Origin of the sequence: Pseudomonas sp. HY7a-MNA-CIBAN-0227, assembly GCF_040310325.1 — a bacterium.
GTDB lineage: Bacteria > Pseudomonadota > Gammaproteobacteria > Pseudomonadales > Pseudomonadaceae > Aquipseudomonas.
On the sequence record NZ_JBEOPT010000004.1, the window covers coordinates 386,864 to 404,918 of the forward strand.

The following is an 18,055-nucleotide window of genomic DNA, read 5'->3' on the forward strand; positions in this document are numbered from 1 at the left end:
GCATGAGTGACATCCTTGCAGACAGCTTAGATGGCGTAGAACGCCGGTCGCTGGCTGACTTCACCGAAAATGCCTACCTCAACTACTCCATGTACGTGATCATGGACCGTGCCTTGCCGCATATCGGCGACGGCCTGAAGCCTGTACAGCGGCGCATTATCTACGCCATGAGTGAGTTGGGCCTGGACGCCGACTCCAAGCACAAGAAGTCGGCGCGTACCGTCGGTGACGTGCTCGGCAAGTTCCACCCCCACGGCGACTCGGCGTGCTACGAAGCCATGGTGCTGATGGCCCAGCCGTTCAGCTACCGCTACACCCTGGTAGACGGCCAGGGCAACTGGGGTGCGCCGGATGACCCCAAGTCCTTCGCTGCCATGCGTTATACCGAAGCGCGGCTGTCGCGCTATTCCGAAGTGCTGCTCAGCGAGCTGGGCCAGGGCACTGCCAACTGGGGCCCGAACTTCGACGGAACCCTCGATGAGCCGCTGGTGTTGCCAGCGCGTTTGCCGAATATCCTGCTCAATGGCACCACCGGCATCGCTGTGGGTATGGCCACCGACGTGCCGCCGCACAACCTGCGGGAAGTCGCCACCGCCTGCGTGCGCTTGCTGGATGAACCCAAGGCCACGGTCGAGCAGCTTTGCGAACATATCCAGGGCCCAGACTACCCGACCGAAGCGGAAATCATCACGCCGCGCGCCGACCTGCTGAAAATGTACGAAACCGGTAAGGGGTCGGTGCGCATGCGCGCCGTGTACCACATCGAAGACGGCGACATTATTGTCACCGCACTGCCGCACCAGGTGTCCGGCGCCAAGGTGCTGGAGCAGATCGCCGCGCTGATGCAGTCCAAACCGTCGAAGCTGCCGCAAGTCGCTGACCTGCGTGACGAGTCCGACCACGAAAACCCATGCCGCATCGTGATCATCCCGACCAACAACCGGGTTGACCACGAAGTGCTGATGCAGCACCTGTTTGCCAGCACCGAGTTGGAATCCAGCTACCGGGTCAACATCAATATCATCGGTCTGGACGGCAAGCCACAGCTCAAGAACCTGCGGGCGCTGCTGGTGGAATGGCTGGAGTTCCGCGTGCAGACCGTGCGCCGCCGCCTGCAATACCGGCTGGACAAGGTCGAGCGTCGCCTGCATCTGTTGGACGGTTTGCTGATTGCCTACCTCAACCTGGATGAAGTCATTCATATCATCCGCACCGCCGAGCATCCGAAGGCCGAGCTGATCGCGCGTTTCGAGTTGAGCGAGATGCAGGCTGACTACATCCTCGACACCCGCTTGCGTCAGTTGGCGCGACTGGAAGAGATGAAGCTGCGGGACGAACAGGACGCGCTGCTCAAGGAACAAGCCAAGCTGCAGGCCTTGCTGGGCAGCGAAGCCAAGTTGAAGAAGCTGGTGCGTACAGAGCTGATAAAAGACGCCGAAACCTATGGCGATGACCGCCGCTCGCCAATTGTCCAGCGTGCCGAAGCCAAGGCCCTGACCGAAACCGAGTTGCTGCCCAACGAGAAAATTACCGTCGTTCTGTCGGAAAAGGGTTGGGTTCGTTCAGCCAAGGGGCATGATATTGACGCCACTGGTTTGTCCTATAAGGCTGGCGACGGGTTCAAGACCTCTGCAGCCGGGCGTTCCAATCAGTTTGCGGTGTTTATCGACTCCACCGGTCGCAGTTATTCGGTACCGGCTCATACCTTGCCTTCGGCGCGGGGGCAGGGCGAGCCGTTGACTGGGCGTCTGACGCCGCCGCCAGGGGCGAATTTCGAATGCGTGTTGGTGCCGGAAGATGATTCGCTGTACGTCATTGCCTCCGACGCCGGTTATGGATTCGTGGTCAAGGGTGAAGACCTGCAGGCCAAGAACAAGGCTGGCAAGGCTTTGCTGAGCTTACCGAACAACGCCAAGGTGATCCTGCCGCGCCCGGTCAGTGACCGTGAAGGTAATTGGCTGGCATCGGTGACCACCGAAGGCCGGTTGCTGATCTTCAAGATCAGCGATCTGCCACAGTTGGGTAAAGGCAAGGGCAACAAAATTATCGGTATTCCCGGTGAGCGTGTGGCCAGTCGCGAAGAGTACGTGACCGATATTGCAGTGATCCCGGAAGGCTCTACCCTGGTGCTGCAGGCCGGCAAGCGCACGCTGTCATTGCGCCCTGACGACCTGGAACACTACAAGGGCGAGCGCGGCCGTCGCGGAAACAAATTGCCCCGCGGCTTCCAGCGAGTGGACGCATTGCTGGTGGAAACGCCCGCTTAAGGCGATATAGAGCACTCGATCTACGATTTAACCCGTAGATCGACGCTTTCGCGCTGGAGTCATGGCGCATATTCACGGATGATATGGCCTTTCCAGCGCCGGCGTGGCTGAGCGCGTACAGGTTATTTTTAGGTATTACATTGTGGTTTGCCTTGTGGCCGCCACTTGGATGGGATGATGACTGCTCCGCGCCTTCCTTTTATTTTGTTGCTTGCTGGCCTTTTGGGCCTGGCGGGTTGCAGCACACACCAACCTGTGTCGCTGTATCAGTTGGACAGTGGAAGCCCAGCCCAGCCTGCACAAAGTGCTGGTATGGCGGTATTGCTCGGCCCGGTCGTCGTGGCTGACTACCTGCAACGCGAGACCCTGCTGCAACGTCAGAACGATGGCAGCCTGCAAGGCTCCACAGATGGTCGCTGGGCGGGTAGCCTGTCATCGGACATCAATCAGTTGATGCTGCGCCAGGTAGCCGGTCATCTGGACAGTCAGCGGGTGGTGCTGTCACCTGCCCCCACAGGTTTTGCCCCGGATGTGCAGGTATTGCTGACCATCACGCGCCTGGATTCTGGTGTTTCGCAACCGGCAATCCTCGATGCGCAGTGGCGCTTGATCGACCGTCGCGGCCAGGTGCGGGATAACCGTATCGTGCATCTGCAGGAAGAACACGTCGGCAGCACCGCCTCCCAGGTTCAGGCCCAGGGTGTGTTGTTGCAGCGTCTGGCTGAGCAGTTGTCGGTAGCACTCAGGCCGTTGGCCAATCAGCCAGCTGTCGCCGAAGCACCGCGCAAGTCGGCCCCGGCACCTGCCAAGCCGGCCGTGCAGGACAAGCCGAAAATCCCGATGGCCTCGCCGATTCGCACCGACATGGAAGTGTTCAGGTTCTGAATTGAACGCAGACAAGACAAGGCCCGCTGATAGCGGGCCTTGTTGTATGTGGGGTATTTATGGCGAAAGTTGCTGTTGTGGCGAGTGGGCTTGCCCGCATTGTACTGCGCAGCAGCCCCGATAAAGGTTATCGCAGCTTTCCAGGAAGACCGTAGTGGCTTTCAGGGCCGCTTCGCGCCCCAACGCGGGCAAGCCCGCTCGCCACAGGAGTGGGGTTTAGCTCTTCGCCCGCCTCTCATGCATTCGCGCCAACTGCCGCTCCAGCATCGATGGATACGGCTCCATCAAGCGCTCCACACAACTGGCGCCCTCTGGGCTGGCGATGGGCCTGATCCGCGCACGTTGGCGGATCAGGGCGTCATCACTGATCTTGCGTTCCACCAGCAGCAAGTTGCGGCTGTGTTGCGACAAGGCCAGCGCATCCTGGGCGATTTCGGTCAGCAGCAGATCAATCTGGCTCATGCCATACAGGTCGTCACCCACCGTCAGCCCCAGTTGCAGCTGCAAGGTGATGCCGCTGTCGGCGACTTCGATTTGCAGTGCATGGCCCAGGGCTCGCAGCAGCTCGCCGCAGCAGATGGCGTTGGTCAGGTAGTCTTCGCCGCTGTCTTCACTGTGGAACAGCATCAAGGTACTGCCGTCGTTCAGGGTGTGCAGTTCGCTCTGGTACAGCGATGCCGCCTGGTCGAGGCAGTCGCGGTAACGCTCCAGCAGTTCGGTCAGGCGCGCGCGCGGCAAGCGACGTAGTTGATCCTGCGCGCCCAGTTGCACGGCCAGTACGGCGCTGTGTTGCGGCTCGGTGTTTTGCGCGGGTGCCGGCTTGGGTGCGACTACCTGCGCTGATTGCGACTGGTCGCGAAGATCGGCGAACGGGTCTTCATCATCCAGTTCGTCGTCTTCTTCTGCCTTGATCGTCTGGCGGGATACCGGCTTGAGCCCGGCCACCGGCGCGCGTTCGTCGAAGTCAGGGTCGCGCCCAAAGGCAGGTTTGTCTTCTTCGTAGTCGGTGTCGTCGTACTCAGGCTCTGGTTCAACCTCGGGCACTACTGGTTCCGGGGCGAAGCTGGTGTGCAACTGGCGGGCGAGGTCGCCAATTTCATCCTGGCGGTCGGTGGCCGGGGTGTGTTCGTCGATGTCCCGCAGCCAAATGCGCAGTTGCATCAGGGGTGTGGAGATATTCCGCCCCAGGCGCAGGCTCAAGGCCAGGGACAGGGCCAGCAGGATCGCACTCAAAATGCCCATGCTTTGCAGGCTGATGGTCATCGGCTGCTGGAACTGCTGCATGTCCAGGCTGATGCGCAGTTGGCCGGCCTTCACGTCCTGAAAGGTGATATTGCTCTGGTACAAGCCTTCGGCTTCACCCAATAGGCCGTTTTTCGGGCGTTGCCCGGCTTCGGCCATGATCCGGTTGTCTACGCTGTAGATAGCCGCGTGGGCCACCAGCGGGTTCTTGGTCAGATTATTGAGCAGCACGTTGAGGCTGAGGATGTCGTTGGACACCAACAGCTCGGTCGCCGAGGTGGCGGTCTGGGTGGTCAAGCTTTCGCCCAGAGCGTCGGCTTGCTCGTGCATGGCCTGCTTGAATTGCAATCCCATCACGCAGGCGTAGATCACCAGAGCCAGGGCGACCAGGATCACGTTATGGCTGGCGATGCGTAATGCGATCGGTACACGGCGATGGCGCAGTGCCCGGAAGATCAGCAGGAAGAAGTTATCGGTTTTTACTGGCGTGGGCCGGTTCACTTAAGCTCGGCTCTTTAGTCCGTGAAGTTGACGCGCAGTATAGCGACAGGCCCAAGACCGGCAAAGCGCTGGCTGTGCCCGATGGTCACTGAAAGTGGGTAGAATGCGGTTTTTTCCACCTCGGGGGTGCGCTTTGCGCGAAATTGTCCTGATAAACATCACAGGTGAGGACCGTCCGGGTCTCACCGCAGCCATTACCGGTGTTCTGGCCCAGGGTGGTGTGAACATTCTCGACATCGGCCAGGCGGTGATCCACGACACTTTGTCGTTTGGCATCCTGGTGGAGATTCCGAGTACCGAGCAAGCGTCGTCGGTGCTCAAGGACATCCTGTTTACGGCCTACAAGCTCGATCAGCAGGTGCGTTTCACCCCGGTGTCCGAAGAGGATTACCGCCAGTGGGTCGCCGGTCAGGGCAAAAAGCGCCATATCGTCACTCTGCTGACCCGCAAGGTGACGGCTGAGCAATTGCAACGCGTCAGCTCGATCACCGCTCAATACGGTTTGAACATCGACCATATCGACCGTCTGTCGGGGCGTATGCCGTTGGACACGCCGGCCGACCAGGGCAAGGGCTGCATCGAGTTTTCCGTACGCGGTGAGCCGGCGGACCCTCAGGCCTTGCGCGCTGAGTTTCTGAGCGTCGCCCAGGAACTGAACGTCGACATCGCCTTCCAGGAAGATTCGCTGTTTCGACGCAACCGCCGGTTGGCGGTGTTCGACATGGACTCCACGCTAATTGAAGCCGAAGTCATCGACGAACTGGCCAAGGCTGCTGGCGTGGGTGAGCAAGTCTCGGCCATTACCGAGCGTGCCATGTCCGGCGAGCTGGATTTCCGTGCTAGTTTCAAGGAGCGCCTGGCGTTGCTTAAAGGCCTGGACGTCAGCGTGCTGGACTCCATCGGTGCGTCGCTGCGCCTGACCGAAGGTGCCGAAACTCTGTTCGCCGAACTCAAACGCCTGGGCTACAAGACCGCCATCCTGTCGGGTGGCTTCACCTACTTCGCCAAGCAATTGCAGGCCAAGCTGGGCATCGACTACGTGTTCGCCAACGAGCTGGAAGTGGTGGACGGCAAGGTGACTGGCGTGGCGGTGGAGCCGATTGTCGACGCCCAGCGTAAAGCCGATCTGCTGCGGGAGTTGGCACACAAGGAAGGTTTGCGTCTGGAGCAGACCATTGCGGTCGGTGACGGCGCCAATGACTTGCCGATGCTGGCGATTGCCGGGTTGGGCGTGGCGTTTCGTGCTAAACCACTAGTCAAGCAATCGGCCAAGCAGGCGATTTCGACGTTGGGGCTGGATGGAGTGTTGTACCTGTTGGGCTTCCGTGACCGCGACGGTCAGCTCTAGCCCCGCAAAACAACTGTAGGAGCGAGGGGTATCTAGTCCTTGCTCGCTCCTACAAGTAGTGCGTCGATCAGGCCTTTGGTAAGCCCATGCCTTGACCCATCTGCACCGGCGAACCCGCCAGCAATTCTTCCGACCATTTCACCTGATCCGGCCCAAACAGCACGATGGCGGTCGAACCCAGCTTGAAGCGTCCCAGTTCTGCACCTTTTTCCAGATAAATCGGTGCGCGTGCCGCTTCGTCGTAACGCACGGTTTTCAGCTCACGTTTCGGCGGCGTGACCAGCCCGGCCCAGACTGTTTCAATCGACGCCACAATCATCGCGCCTACCAGAACCACGGCCATCGGGCCGCGTTCGGTGTCGAATATGCAGGCAACACGCTCGTTACGGGCAAACAGTTCCGGCACATTTTCTGCCGTGGTTTGGTTCACCGAGAAGATTCGGCCCGGGATGTAGACCATTTCCCGTAGGGTGCCGGCCAATGGCATGTGCACCCGGTGGTAGTCCTTCGGCGACAGATAAACAGTGGCGAAGTCGCCGCCCATGAACGGCGCGGCTACAGCGGCATCACCCCCGAGCAATTCCAGTACGCTGAAACTGTGGCCCTTGGCCTGGAACACCCGGCCGTGCTCAATCGGGCCGAGTTGGCTGACCGCACCATCGGCCGGGCTCAGTACCGCGCCCGGGGTTTGATCCAGTGGGCGTGCGCCGTCTTTCAAGGCGCGGGTGAAGAAGGCATTGAAGTGCTCGTAAGCGGTCACGTCCTCCACCAAGGCCTGGGACATATCCACTTGATAGCGCTTGGCGAACCAGGTGGTGAAGGCATTCTTGAACCAGCGCACGCGGCATTCGGCAATGCAGCCGGCCAGCCGTGACAGCAGGTGGTGGGGCAGCAGGTACTGGCTGAGGATAAACAAACGCTTTTTCATTAACTGTCCTTAAAATCTTAAATCTCAACGGGGGTGTCGGGGTGGTTGCCCCATTCGCCCCAGGAACCGGCATAACCTTTGACTCGCGGATAACCGAGCGCCTTGGCCACCAGATAGGTGAAGCCAGAACGGTGGTGAGTCTGGCAGTGGGTGATGATTTCTTTGTCGCGGGTAAGTCCGAGGTCTTCGAGGATCTGCGGCATGTCGCGACGGATGCGCAGGTTGCGCGCCTTGTCCATGCCAGCGGTCCATTCGAAGTTCACCGCGCCGGGGATGTGCCCGGCCTTGGCGGCGAGGACTTTCTCTCCCGAATACTCCAGCGGGCCACGGGCATCCCAGATGCCCAGGTCGGCGGAGCCCAGACGACTTTGCAAGTATTCGCGGGTGGCGGTGGGCTCGTCGTGCAGCGTCAGGCTGACCGGGCCGCCGGCACTGGCCAGCACGTTGGTGGAAACAGGCTGTTTTTCATCCAGCCACGCCAGCAGGCCGCCGTCGAGGTAGTGATACTTCTTGTGGCCGATAACATCGAGCAGCCAGATAAAACGCCCGGCCCAGCCGCCGCCTTCGTCGTCATAGACCACGTAGGTGGCGCCCGGCGTATGGCCCAGTTCACCGAACAGCGTTTCCAGGGCGGCTTTGGCTGGCAGCAAGCCTGGAGCAGGCAGTTGGCCCAGTTGGGTGCGTTTGGGATCGACGAATCGTGCGCCGGGGATATGCCCGGTGGCGTAGCGTTCGGCGCTGGTGAGGTCCACCAGAATCAGGGTTTCTGCGTCGAGGCGACCGAGCAGGTCGCTGGGCTCGATCACCAGCGGCAAGCCAGAGAAGTCAGGCATGTGAGGTCTCCTGGGCACAAGTTTAGGGCTGTAAAGGAGGGCGATTGTAGCGCAAGCATCAAGCGCTGCGGTTGGTAAAGCTGTGCAGGGCCTTCTCAATGCATTGAGCGGTTTTGCCGAAGGCTTGTACGGTGGTTTCCGAGAACGGCCCGCCGCCCTGGTCGGCAATCATCAGCATCGCCACCCGTCCATTGCAACTCAGGGAGCGCAACAGCAGGTGCTCGCCGATAAACAGGCGGCGCAACGAGGCGGGTAGCAGTGCCGAGAACTGTACATGGTTGTCGGGCGTCAGGCGCACCTGGGCGGACTTCTCCAGCAAGCGCTGCAACAGCGTGCTTTGCGCGACGTCCAGGCTCATGTGGGCAGCGTCCTTGGGCAGGCCGTCGACCTGATGCACGCGCAAGGTGCTCAAGGTACGGTCGGCCATCAGCAGCATGACCCGTTGCATACCGCTGGCCACCAGGGCCTCCTTGGCGCAGGTGGTCAGGTGCATGGCGTTGGCAAAACGATTCGGCTCCACCAGCAATTCGCTGCAGTGTTTGCGCCAAACAGCCAGGGCTTCGGCGGTCGGCGGCGGTGCCGGCAGCAGGCCGCGATGGACCCGTTGCACGTTCCACGGCCAGATCAGCGCAAGTGCCGGGTGCCAAAGATCGGCCGCCAGCGTATTGCGGGCGCTGATCACTGCTTGTTGGTGAACCTGCTGCTGTACCTCGCCCAAGGGGTGTTGCAGGTACAGCGCGGTCAAGTATTGCCAGCGCCGGGTGTGCGGGCAGCTCCAGGACTCTTGCGCTGCCAGGGCCATGCCGTTGGCCAGCAGCACGGTGTTGGCCGGCTGGTTCAGCCAGCGCCGCAGCGCCGGATCGTCATCGAGCTGTTGCTGTTGACGCAGCGGATCTTCATTGCGGGCGATGCGCAGCGCCTTGATCAGTAGGCGACGTTCATTCTGCAACAAGTGATAGCCCTGGGAGACCCAGATCGGCAGGCGCCAGGCCTCGGTCAGTCCCAGGCACAAATCCAGCAGGCGTACGCCAAACAACTCCTGCTCGACCTTGCGTGCCGATTGGCCTTTGTGGATCACTCGTAGTTCCCACTCCTCCAGCAGCTTGGGATAGGCAATCGCCATTGGCCACAGCGGCGAAAGAAACAACAGGCTGCCCCAATGGATGTCTTGCCATAGCCGTGCCAGGCGACTGGCAAACAGGCCGCTGGCTTGTTGCGAGGCGTGCTGGCTGACCAGTTGCAGTTGGCGCAGCGCCACGGGGATTTCATTGAGGGGGACTGAAGGCAGGCGGGCGAGCAGTTCTTCGGTGCGTTTTAAACCGAGGCGGTTGATCGCCACCTCAAGGTTTTCCGCAGGCTCTGCAAGGCTGCCGTGAGCATGGTTGTTGGCTTCGCGCATCATACTGAGCACCAGCGCGGGGCTGTTTTGCATCAGATCTGCAATATCTCGCAACGATCGGCGGTTGTCGCCGATGGCTTTGCATACCGCGTCATAGCTGGCTTGTGGGACGGGCAGCAGAACCTCATCCAGGCGCTTTATCCAGCCAGAAATGGTGTTGGGTCTTGAGGTTGGGACTGTCGTTTCATTTGCCATGATTGGGGCGCGATCATCACTTGCGGTCAACACGCCCAGAGCGGGCCGAACTGGCTTTTCGCCTTAACGGGCTATAGTCTGGCGCAGTTTTGCCGATAAGTAGAAGAAGAGTTTTTAGATCTTCTGAATATGTCCATGAACCCGACGGCGCAAGTACTCATCCCCTATGGCTAAAATTATCGGCATCATCGTCGTCATCGCGAGCGTGCTCGGCGGATACGTCCTGTCCCACGGTAAAATTGCGGCGCTGATCCAGCCTTTCGAAGTGCTGATCATCGGTGGTGCGGCGTTTGGTGCATTCCTGCAGGCCAACCCTGGCTACATGACCATGCACGTGATCAAGAAGTCGTTGGGCATGTTCAGCTCGCGCTTCTCCCACACCTTCTACCTGGAAGTGCTGGGCCTGGTCTACGAGATCCTCAACAAGAGCCGCCGCGAAGGCATGATGGCCATTGAAGGCGACATCGAGGACGCGGCAGCGAGCCCGATTTTCGCCAAGTACCCGGCCGTACTCAAGGATGAGCGTATGACCGCCTACATCTGCGATTACCTGCGCATCATGTCCTCCGGCAACATGGCCCCCCATGAGCTGGAAGGCCTGTTCGACATGGAGTTGTTCAGCTTGAAGGAAGAGCTTGAGCACCCCTCCCATGCGGTGACTGGCATCGCCGACGGCATGCCCGGTTTCGGTATTGTGGCAGCGGTACTCGGGATCGTGGTGACCATGGCCTCCCTCGGCGAGGGCGACCAGGCGGCCATCGGCATGCACGTAGGTGCGGCCCTGGTCGGTACCTTCTTCGGTATTCTCGCGGCCTACGGTTTCTTTGGTCCGCTGGCCACCTCCCTGGCCCATGACGCCAAGGAAGAGATCAATCTTTACGAGGCGATCAAGGCTTCCCTGGTGGCTTCGGCCTCCGGCATGCCGCCGTCACTGGCAGTGGAATTCGGCCGCAAAGTGCTCTATCCCAAGCACCGTCCGAGCTTTGCCGAGCTGGAACAAGCGGTTCGCGGTCGCTAAGTCATGGAAAACAACCAGCCGATCATCATCAAGCGCGTCAAGCGCTTCGCTGCCGGGCACCACGGCGGCGCCTGGAAAATCGCCTTCGCTGACTTTGCCACGGCAATGATGGCGTTCTTCCTGGTGCTGTGGCTGATGTCCACCGCCACGCCGGAACAGAAGATCGCCATCGCCGGTTACTTCAAGGACCCCATCGGGTTTTCCGAGAGCGGCACACCTTTTGTGATCGACCTGGGCGGCTCGCCGCAACTGGCGCCCGAGCGCACCATCAACCCGGAAGTGAAGACCGAGTCGCCCCAGGAAAATATTCCCATCGAGCGTGAAACCGTCGAAAGTATGGCCGAACAGGTCGAGCAGGAACGCCTGGAATTGCTGCTGCAAGAACTGCAGAACAAGGTCGATGAGAATCCGCAACTGCAAAAATTCAAGGACCAGATCCTGTTCCAGATCACTCCGGATGGCTTGCGCATCCAGATCATGGACGCCGCGAATCGGCCGATGTTCGACTCAGGCAGTGCGCGCTTGAAGCCGTATTTCGAAGATATTCTGCTGGCCATGGCCGACACCATCAAAGCGGTGCCGAACAAGATCAGCGTCAGTGGTCATACCGATGCCAAACCTTATTCGGGCCTGGGTGATTTTGGTAACTGGGAGTTGTCGGCCAACCGTGCCAACGCTGCACGTCGTGCCTTGATCGCGGGTAGCTACCCGGACGCGCAAGTGGCACGGGTAGTGGGTTTTGCTTCCTCTGCACTGTTTGATGCCAAGGACCCGTTCAACCCGGTCAACCGCCGAATCGATATCGTCGTGCTGACCAAAAAGGCCCAGCGTGCGATTGAAGGTGAGCAAAGTGCGCCTCAACCGGCGGTGCCGACTCAAGGTGAGGGTGCGCCAGGGGAAGTGCCGGTGGACCCGAATGCACTGCCACCAGAACAGCAGCCATTACCGGCCCATGAGTTGCGGCAGAAGCTGAACCTGTTTGATGACGGTGGGGTGAAAGACCCGACTCAGCCGGCTACGGGGTCATAAGCAGGGCGCAATTGTGGCGAGGGGGCAAGCCCCTCACCACAATGTTGCATCGACCAGTCAGTAACTGGTTTCGGGCAAGCTGGCGATGATCGAGCGATAGCTGTTCATCCGCTGCTGTTGCACGCGACCGTCTTCCAGGGCCTTGAGCAGAGCGCAGCCCGGCTCGCGGTCGTGCTTGCAGTCGCGAAAGCGGCAGGTGCCGATCAAGTCGTTGAACTCGATAAAGCCCGCTTCGACATCGGCGCGGCTGACGTGGCCCAGGCCGAATTCACGAATCCCTGGGGAGTCGATCAGCTCACCGCCACCTGGGAAGTGGAACAACCGCGCGGTGGTGGTGGTGTGAGTACCCTGGCCGGACAGCTCCGACAGCGGGCCGACACGGGCTTCGACTTCCGGCAGCAGGCTGTTGACCAGCGACGACTTGCCGACGCCCGACTGGCCGACGAACACACTGATGCGCCCGTCCAACTGCTCCTGGAGCAACTCCATGCCGTTGCCGTGATGGGCCGAGACTTCCAACACCGGGTAACCCAGGGTGCGGTAGACCGCCAGCAACGCATTGAGCGCCGGGGCGTTCTGCTCGTCGATCAGGTCGAATTTGTTCAGCAGCAGCAACGGCCGAATGCCCGCATGTTCGGCGGCTACCAGGTAGCGGTCGATCAGGTTGGCATGGGGCTCGGGCAGTGGCGCGAAGACAATGACGATCATGTCGACGTTAGCCGCCACCGGCTTGAGCTGGCCACGGCTGTCCGGGCGGCGCAGTTCGGTGGTGCGCGGCAGTTGCGCCACGATCACACCGATGCCTTGGTTGCCGGCACGCCAGACCACTTGGTCGCCGGTCACCAACGCCGGCAGGTTGGCGCGCAAGTGGCAACGGAACACATTGCCAGCTTGTTCGCCGTCCTGGGCCTCGACCTCGACCTGCACACCGAAGTGCGCGATCACCAGGCCCGTTTGCTCGGGGCCAAGGTCGCCACCCTCAAGCGCTTCCACGGCGGAGGATTCACGTTTGGCGGCGCGGGCAGCGCGTTCGCCCTGAATCTTTTCGATGCGCCAGTTTTGGCGACGGTTGAGCTGGCGTTTGGCCATTGGTGTTCCGTGTCGATAATGCAAAGGTTAGGTAAAACGGTCGCGAGTCTAGCATGCCTCGCCTGCTAAACTGCGCAGCTACGCCAAGGTGCCAAGGAACCAAGACATGCAAAACCCACAGAACCTGATTTGGATCGATCTGGAAATGACCGGTCTGAACCCTGACACCGACGTCATCATTGAGATGGCGACCATCGTCACGGACAGCAACCTCAATACCTTGGCTGAAGGCCCGGTGATCGCCATCCACCACAGCGACGAAGTCCTCGCCACGATGGATGAGTGGAACACCCGCACCCACGGCGGCACGGGCCTGACCCAGCGAGTGCGCGAGAGCCGTATCAGCATGGCCGAGGCCGAAGCGCAAACCATCACCTTTCTGGAAAAATGGGTGCCCAAGGGCAAGTCGCCGATCTGCGGTAATAGCATTTGTCAGGACCGACGTTTTCTTTATACCCACATGAAGGCGCTGGAAAGCTACTTTCACTACCGCAACCTGGATGTGTCGACCTTGAAAGAGCTGGCGGCGCGCTGGGCGCCGGAGGTGAAGGACAGCTTCCACAAAGGCAGCACCCACCTGGCGCTGGATGATATTCGCGAGTCGATTGCCGAGCTGCAGCATTACCGCAAGCATTTCATCAAGTTCTGATTTGGGCGGGTGAGCTGTTGTGGCGAGGTGGCTTGCCCTCGTTGGGCTGCGAAGCGGCCCTGAAGCCTGACATCCCGGTCTACCTGAAAAACCTCGATGCCTTTATATATAAAGGGGCTGCTTCGCACCCCAACGGGGGCAAGCCCCCTCGCCACAATTTGTAAGGATCGCCCTTATGCTGCTGATGCTCTATCTCATCGCCATCACCGCTGAAGCCATGACCGGCGCGTTGTCTGCCGGTCGGCGTGGCATGGATTGGTTTGGCGTGGTATTGATCGCCTGCGTGACGGCGCTCGGCGGTGGTTCGGTGCGCGACGTGTTGCTTGGCCACTACCCACTGACCTGGGTCAAGCACCCGGAATACCTGGTGCTGACCTCTGCCGCCGCCCTGGTGACGATCTTCATTGCCCCGCTGATGCGCCACCTGCGCTCGCTGTTCCTGGCGCTGGATGCCGTGGGGCTGGTGGCGTTCACCCTTATCGGCTGCATGACCGCCCTGGAAATGGGCCACGGTATGTTGGTGGCGTCGGTCAGCGGTGTGATCACTGGCGTATTCGGCGGCATCCTGCGGGATATCTTCTGCAACGACATCCCGCTGATTTTCCGGCGGGAGTTGTATGCCAGCGTGTCGTTCCTCGCAGCCTGGTGCTACATGCTGTGCATCTACCTGCAACTGCCCAGTGAACAAGCGATCCTGCTGACCCTGTTCAGTGGCTTTCTATTGCGCCTGCTGGCGATCCGTTTTCGCTGGGAAATGCCCAAGTTCGTCTACAGCGACGAACATTGACGCTCGGCGTGTTGCTTCAGCGCCCACTCCACATGTTCGCGCACCAACTCCGAAGGGTATTCTCGGCGCGCCTTCAAGGCTTCCAACACCGGAATGCTAGAAGGCGCATTGCCCAGGCCCACGGCCAGATTGCGCAGCCAACGCTCATAACCGGCGCGGCGCAGGGGTGAACCTTCGGTGTTGCTGAGAAATTTATCCTCATCCCACATGAATAGTTCGGCCAGTTCTGCGTTATCCAGATTGTGCCGAGGCTTGAAATCGCCTTCGGCTGTGGATCGTGCGAAACGATTCCACGGGCAAACGATCTGACAGTCATCGCAGCCAAACACCCGGTTGCCGATCAAGGGGCGCAGGTCTTCGGGGATCGCGGTTTTCAGCTCGATGGTCAGGTAGGAAATACAGCGCCGGGCGTCCAGCACGTATGGCCCGACGAAGGCATTGGTAGGGCAGATGTCCAGGCAGGCGGTGCAGCGACCGCAGTGTTCGGTGGCGTGGGGTGGGTCGACCGGCAATGGCAGGTCGACAAACAGTTCGCTCAAGAAGAAGTAACTGCCGGCCTTGCGATTGAGCACCAAGGTGTTTTTGCCGATCCAGCCCAGCCCGGCTTGTTCAGCAATGGCTTTTTCCAGCACCGGGGCGCTGTCGACAAAGGCGCGAAAGCCGAACGGGCCGATCTGCGCCTGAATCCTGTCCGCCAGTTGCTGGACGCGTTTGCGGATCAGCTTGTGGTAGTCGCGGCCCAGGGCGTAGCGGGAGACATAGGCTTTTTCAGGTTGGGCCAGTAGATGCGCCATGTGGGTGTCGCCGGGCAGGTAATCCATGCGCAGGGACACCACGCGCAAGGTGCCGGGCACCAGCTCTTCGGGGTGGGAGCGCTTGCTGCCATGGGCGCCCATGTAGTCCATCTCGCCGTGGTAGCCAGCGTCGAGCCAGCGTTGCAGGTGCTGCTCTGCCTCGGCCAGGTCCAGGCCGCTGATGCCAACTTGTTGAAAACCAAGCTCCTGGCCCCAGTCTTTGATCGATTGGGCGAGGGCGGGCAGATCGGAAGTAATAGCAGGCATGAACAAGAGAAACCGCAGGTTAGATGCGTATAATTCTGCCAGACATCGGAGCTTGAAGACGCATGCCTCAGACAAAACACCCAATAACCGACGTTCAGCACCTGTTGCCCGGCCAATTGCCGCAACTGCCTGCTCGTTCCCAGGATGCCCATAAAGGCCAGTTTGGCCATGTATTGCTGATGGGTGGCGACCGTGGTTTTGGCGGCGCCGTACTGCTCAGCGCCGAAAGCGCCCTGCGCAGCGGTGCTGGCATGGTGTCCCTGGCGACCCGCAGCGAGCACGTCTCGGCGGCCCTGGCGCGTTTGCCGGAAGTCATGACCGTTGGTGTGCATTCCGCCAATCAATTGATGGGCTTGCTGGAAAAAATTTCAGTGATCGTCATCGGCCCGGGTTTGGGCGAAGCGTCTTGGGGCAAAAGCCTGCTGTCGGTGGCCGCCAATGCCAAGCAGCCGCAAGTGTGGGACGCCGATGCGCTGAACCTGCTGGCGGCAGGCAGCGTCAGCCTGCCAGCCAACTGCGTGATAACGCCGCATCCCGGTGAAGCCGCGAGGCTGATGGGGATTTCGACAGTCGAGGTTCAGGCAGATCGTCTTAAAGTTGCGCGCGGATTGAGCCAAAAATTCAAGACGGTGGCGATCCTCAAGGGCGCGGGCAGTTTGATCGCCAGTCCGGACGGACGGGTGTCGCAATGTGATCAGGGCCATCCGGCCATGGCCACCGCAGGTCTTGGCGATGTCCTGGCCGGTCTGGTGGGTGCATTGCTGGCCCAGGGTATGCCAGCGTTTGAGGCGGCCAGCCTGGCCGTCTGGTTGCACGCCACGGCGGGAGATCGCCAAGGCACCTTTGGTCGCGGGCTGGCTGCCAGTGATTTGATTCCCGCCATTCGTCAGTTGCTGGAGGAGCAGTCACCGTGTCTGAAGTAACCCTGTATCTGGCCGATGAAGAGGCCATGGTCGCGTTTGGCAAGCGGATTGCCGTTGTCACGAAGGGCTCGGGGCTGATTTTTCTGGAAGGCGACCTGGGGGCGGGGAAGACCACTTTGTCGCGGGGCATCATTCGCGGGCTGGGGCATGAAGGAGCAGTGAAGAGTCCTACTTTTACCCTGGTGGAACCTTACGAAATCGGCGATGTGCGAGCGTTCCATTTCGACCTCTATCGTTTGGTTGATCCTGAGGAGTTGGAGTACATGGGCATTCGCGATTACTTCGATGAAGACGCCTTGTGCCTGATCGAATGGCCAGATAAAGGCACAGGCTTTTTGCCAAAGCCTGACCTGACCATTACCATTACCCCGCATGAGCATGGACGTCAGCTGAAGTTGTTGTCCCAGAGCGTGCGCAGTGAGTCGTGGTGCGCCGCCTTGGCATTGGAATTCAAATAATTAATGGGGTTAGGTATGCGCTTTCGCGCGTTGGTTACTGTCGTAGGGGTGTTGCTTGCGGCAATGACTGTCAATGCTCTGGCTGCTTCACAGGTGCGCAGTGTTCGCCTGTGGCGGGCACCGGATAACACGCGACTGGTATTTGATCTGTCTGGGCCGGTTCAGCACAGCGTCTTCACCCTGACGGCGCCTGACCGCCTGGTGATCGACATCAACGGTGCGACCCTGGCCGCGCCGTTGAAAGTGTCCACCGCCAATACCCCGATTACCGCCATGCGCTCGGCCCAACGCACGCCGACGGATTTGCGGGTGGTCATCGACCTGAAAAAGGCCGTCACCCCGAAAAGCTTCTCCCTGGCACCTAACGCTCAATACGGTAACCGACTGGTGGTCGACCTGTTCGACAACGCCGCCGATGCCGCGCCGCCGCCCGTGCCTACGCCGAGTGTCGCGACGGTGCCTGCGGTGCCGGCTTCTACGGCGCAACCCCAGGTCAAGCTGCCACCGATGCCACCGGCTCCGGCGGGCAAGCGTGACATCATCGTCGTCATCGATGCCGGTCACGGTGGCGAAGACCCTGGCGCCTCCGGCTCGCGCGGCCAGCGTGAGAAAGACGTGGTGCTGGCCATCGCCCGTGAACTGCAACGCCAGATCAACGGCATGAAAGGCTACCGCGCCGAGTTGACCCGCACCGGTGACTACTTCATCCCGTTGCGTGGTCGTACCGAAATCGCCCGCAAGAAGGGTGCTGACCTGTTTGTTTCGATCCATGCCGACGCCGCGCCCTCAAGTGCGGCCTTTGGTGCGTCAGTGTTCGCCCTGTCTGACCGTGGCGCTACCTCCGAAACCGCCCGCTGGCTGGCGGACAGTGAAAACCGTTCCGACTTGATCGGCGGCGCTGGCAACGTGTCCCTGGATGACAAGGACCGCATGCTCGCCGGTGTGTTGCTCGATTTGTCGATGACCGCCTCGCTGACGTCCAGCCTGAATGTCGGGCAGAAGGTATTGAGCAATATCGGCCGCGTCACGCCGTTGCACAAACAGCGGGTGGAGCAGGCCGGGTTCATGGTGCTCAAGTCGCCGGATATTCCGTCGATCCTGGTGGAAACCGGGTTTATTTCCAACGCCAACGAAGCCTCCAAGCTGTCGGCGGCCAGCCACCAGCAGGCGCTGGCACGCTCCATCAGCTCCGGAATTCGCCAGTTCTTCCAGCAGAATCCGCCACCGGGAAGCTACGTCGCCTGGTTACGTGATTCCGGGAAAATCGCCCAAGGGCCTCGCGACCATCGTGTACAGCCCGGCGACACTGTAGCGATGCTGGCGGTGCGTTTTCAGGTTTCGGCCGCGACGTTGCGTAGCGCCAACAACCTGAAAAGCGATGAATTGAAAATTGGCCAGATGTTGACCATCCCTGGCACTGAATTGGCGGCGCAGTAATGAGCG

The 18,055-nt window shown here is 60.4% G+C and carries 16 protein-coding genes; 10 read left to right on the forward strand and 6 right to left on the reverse strand.

From position 1 onward, the window contains the following. Positions 1–2: 2 nt before the first annotated feature. A complete protein-coding gene (parC, locus tag AAEZ06_RS09785; RefSeq protein WP_350614067.1) occupies positions 3–2,267 on the forward strand; it encodes a DNA topoisomerase IV subunit A in 2,265 nt (754 codons plus the stop codon). A gap of 177 nt (positions 2,268–2,444) precedes the next feature. Beyond that, a complete protein-coding gene (locus AAEZ06_RS09790) occupies positions 2,445–3,152 on the forward strand; it encodes a PqiC family protein (protein WP_149411170.1) in 708 nt (235 codons plus the stop codon). A 216-nt stretch (positions 3,153–3,368) separates the two neighbouring features. Here AAEZ06_RS09790 and AAEZ06_RS09795 read toward each other — a convergent pair whose 3' ends face one another. Next, positions 3,369–4,895, reverse strand: coding sequence for an AhpA/YtjB family protein (locus tag AAEZ06_RS09795; RefSeq protein WP_350614070.1), 1,527 nt, complete (start codon positions 4,893–4,895; stop codon positions 3,369–3,371). A 133-nt stretch (positions 4,896–5,028) separates the two neighbouring features. Here AAEZ06_RS09795 and serB point away from each other — a divergent pair, with 133 nt between their 5' ends. Further along, positions 5,029–6,243 carry a phosphoserine phosphatase SerB gene (gene serB, locus AAEZ06_RS09800; protein ID WP_149411168.1) on the forward strand — a complete coding sequence of 405 codons (1,215 nt, stop codon included), beginning with the start codon at positions 5,029–5,031 and terminating at the stop codon, positions 6,241–6,243. A gap of 67 nt (positions 6,244–6,310) precedes the next feature. On the opposite strand, the gene asd is transcribed toward serB, so the two are convergent. Genes asd through AAEZ06_RS09815 form a run of 3 tightly spaced genes read right to left on the reverse strand, consistent with a single transcriptional unit; the run spans position 6,311 to position 9,598 of the window. Continuing rightward, complete coding sequence (gene asd, locus AAEZ06_RS09805) at positions 6,311–7,171, reverse strand: archaetidylserine decarboxylase (protein WP_149411167.1); 861 nt, start codon at positions 7,169–7,171, stop codon at positions 6,311–6,313. Between the two features lie 17 nt (positions 7,172–7,188). Continuing rightward, a complete protein-coding gene (locus AAEZ06_RS09810; protein WP_350614073.1) occupies positions 7,189–8,004 on the reverse strand; it encodes a rhodanese-like domain-containing protein in 816 nt (271 codons plus the stop codon). A gap of 58 nt (positions 8,005–8,062) precedes the next feature. Further along, entirely contained in the window at positions 8,063–9,598 is a 1,536-nt protein-coding gene (locus AAEZ06_RS09815) for an HDOD domain-containing protein (protein WP_149411165.1), read from the reverse strand. 166 nt (positions 9,599–9,764) lie between these two features. On the opposite strand from AAEZ06_RS09815, the gene motA reads away from it, so the two are divergent. Continuing rightward, a complete protein-coding gene (gene motA / locus AAEZ06_RS09820; protein ID WP_057724293.1) occupies positions 9,765–10,616 on the forward strand; it encodes a flagellar motor stator protein MotA in 852 nt (283 codons plus the stop codon). A gap of 3 nt (positions 10,617–10,619) precedes the next feature. After that, a complete protein-coding gene (gene motB / locus AAEZ06_RS09825) occupies positions 10,620–11,645 on the forward strand; it encodes a flagellar motor protein MotB (RefSeq protein ID WP_149411164.1) in 1,026 nt (341 codons plus the stop codon). Positions 11,646–11,702: 57 nt separating this feature from the next. Here motB and rsgA read toward each other — a convergent pair whose 3' ends face one another. Beyond that, positions 11,703–12,734: a small ribosomal subunit biogenesis GTPase RsgA gene (gene rsgA / locus AAEZ06_RS09830; RefSeq protein WP_149411163.1), complete on the reverse strand. Its 1,032-nt coding sequence runs from the start codon at positions 12,732–12,734 to the stop codon at positions 11,703–11,705. Positions 12,735–12,840: 106 nt separating this feature from the next. On the opposite strand from rsgA, the gene orn reads away from it, so the two are divergent. After that, the gene (orn, locus tag AAEZ06_RS09835) at positions 12,841–13,383 is read left to right on the forward strand and encodes an oligoribonuclease (RefSeq protein ID WP_133101414.1); all 543 of its coding nucleotides are present in this window, start codon (positions 12,841–12,843) and stop codon (positions 13,381–13,383) included. A gap of 175 nt (positions 13,384–13,558) precedes the next feature. Next, complete coding sequence (locus tag AAEZ06_RS09840; protein WP_149411161.1) at positions 13,559–14,170, forward strand: trimeric intracellular cation channel family protein; 612 nt, start codon at positions 13,559–13,561, stop codon at positions 14,168–14,170. Here AAEZ06_RS09840 and queG read toward each other — a convergent pair. Next, entirely contained in the window at positions 14,152–15,231 is a 1,080-nt protein-coding gene (gene queG, locus AAEZ06_RS09845) for a tRNA epoxyqueuosine(34) reductase QueG (protein WP_149411160.1), read from the reverse strand. The genes AAEZ06_RS09840 and queG overlap by 19 nt on opposite strands. A 62-nt stretch (positions 15,232–15,293) precedes the next feature. Between queG and AAEZ06_RS09850 the strand changes: the two genes are divergently transcribed. Genes AAEZ06_RS09850 through AAEZ06_RS09860 form a run of 3 tightly spaced genes read left to right on the forward strand, consistent with a single transcriptional unit; the run spans position 15,294 to position 18,049 of the window. After that, positions 15,294–16,154, forward strand: a complete 861-nt coding sequence (locus tag AAEZ06_RS09850) for an NAD(P)H-hydrate dehydratase (RefSeq protein WP_149411159.1) — start codon at positions 15,294–15,296, stop codon at positions 16,152–16,154. Beyond that, on the forward strand, positions 16,142–16,612 hold the full coding sequence (gene tsaE, locus AAEZ06_RS09855; protein ID WP_149411158.1) for a tRNA (adenosine(37)-N6)-threonylcarbamoyltransferase complex ATPase subunit type 1 TsaE: 471 nt from the start codon (positions 16,142–16,144) through the stop codon (positions 16,610–16,612). Before AAEZ06_RS09850 ends, tsaE begins: the two co-directional genes overlap by 13 nt. A gap of 3 nt (positions 16,613–16,615) precedes the next feature. Beyond that, positions 16,616–18,049 (forward strand): N-acetylmuramoyl-L-alanine amidase, encoded by a 1,434-nt coding sequence (locus AAEZ06_RS09860; protein WP_218575085.1) that lies wholly within the window; start codon positions 16,616–16,618, stop codon positions 18,047–18,049. Positions 18,050–18,055: the final 6 nt, after the last annotated feature.

Coding starts and splice junctions, on each gene's coding strand:
- motB (WP_149411164.1), top strand. CDS start 10,620: ATGGAAAACAACCAGCCGATCATCATCAAGCGCGTCAAGCGCTTCGCT.
- AAEZ06_RS09850 (WP_149411159.1), top strand. CDS start 15,294: ATGCCTCAGACAAAACACCCAATAACCGACGTTCAGCACCTGTTGCCC.
- motA (WP_057724293.1), top strand. CDS start 9,765: ATGGCTAAAATTATCGGCATCATCGTCGTCATCGCGAGCGTGCTCGGC.
- AAEZ06_RS09790 (WP_149411170.1), top strand. CDS start 2,445: ATGACTGCTCCGCGCCTTCCTTTTATTTTGTTGCTTGCTGGCCTTTTG.
- AAEZ06_RS09810 (WP_350614073.1), bottom strand. CDS start 8,004: ATGCCTGACTTCTCTGGCTTGCCGCTGGTGATCGAGCCCAGCGACCTG.
- rsgA (WP_149411163.1), bottom strand. CDS start 12,734: ATGGCCAAACGCCAGCTCAACCGTCGCCAAAACTGGCGCATCGAAAAG.
- asd (WP_149411167.1), bottom strand. CDS start 7,171: ATGAAAAAGCGTTTGTTTATCCTCAGCCAGTACCTGCTGCCCCACCAC.
- orn (WP_133101414.1), top strand. CDS start 12,841: ATGCAAAACCCACAGAACCTGATTTGGATCGATCTGGAAATGACCGGT.
- queG (WP_149411160.1), bottom strand. CDS start 15,231: ATGCCTGCTATTACTTCCGATCTGCCCGCCCTCGCCCAATCGATCAAA.
- parC (WP_350614067.1), top strand. CDS start 3: ATGAGTGACATCCTTGCAGACAGCTTAGATGGCGTAGAACGCCGGTCG.
- AAEZ06_RS09815 (WP_149411165.1), bottom strand. CDS start 9,598: ATGGCAAATGAAACGACAGTCCCAACCTCAAGACCCAACACCATTTCT.
- AAEZ06_RS09860 (WP_218575085.1), top strand. CDS start 16,616: ATGGGGTTAGGTATGCGCTTTCGCGCGTTGGTTACTGTCGTAGGGGTG.
- AAEZ06_RS09840 (WP_149411161.1), top strand. CDS start 13,559: ATGCTGCTGATGCTCTATCTCATCGCCATCACCGCTGAAGCCATGACC.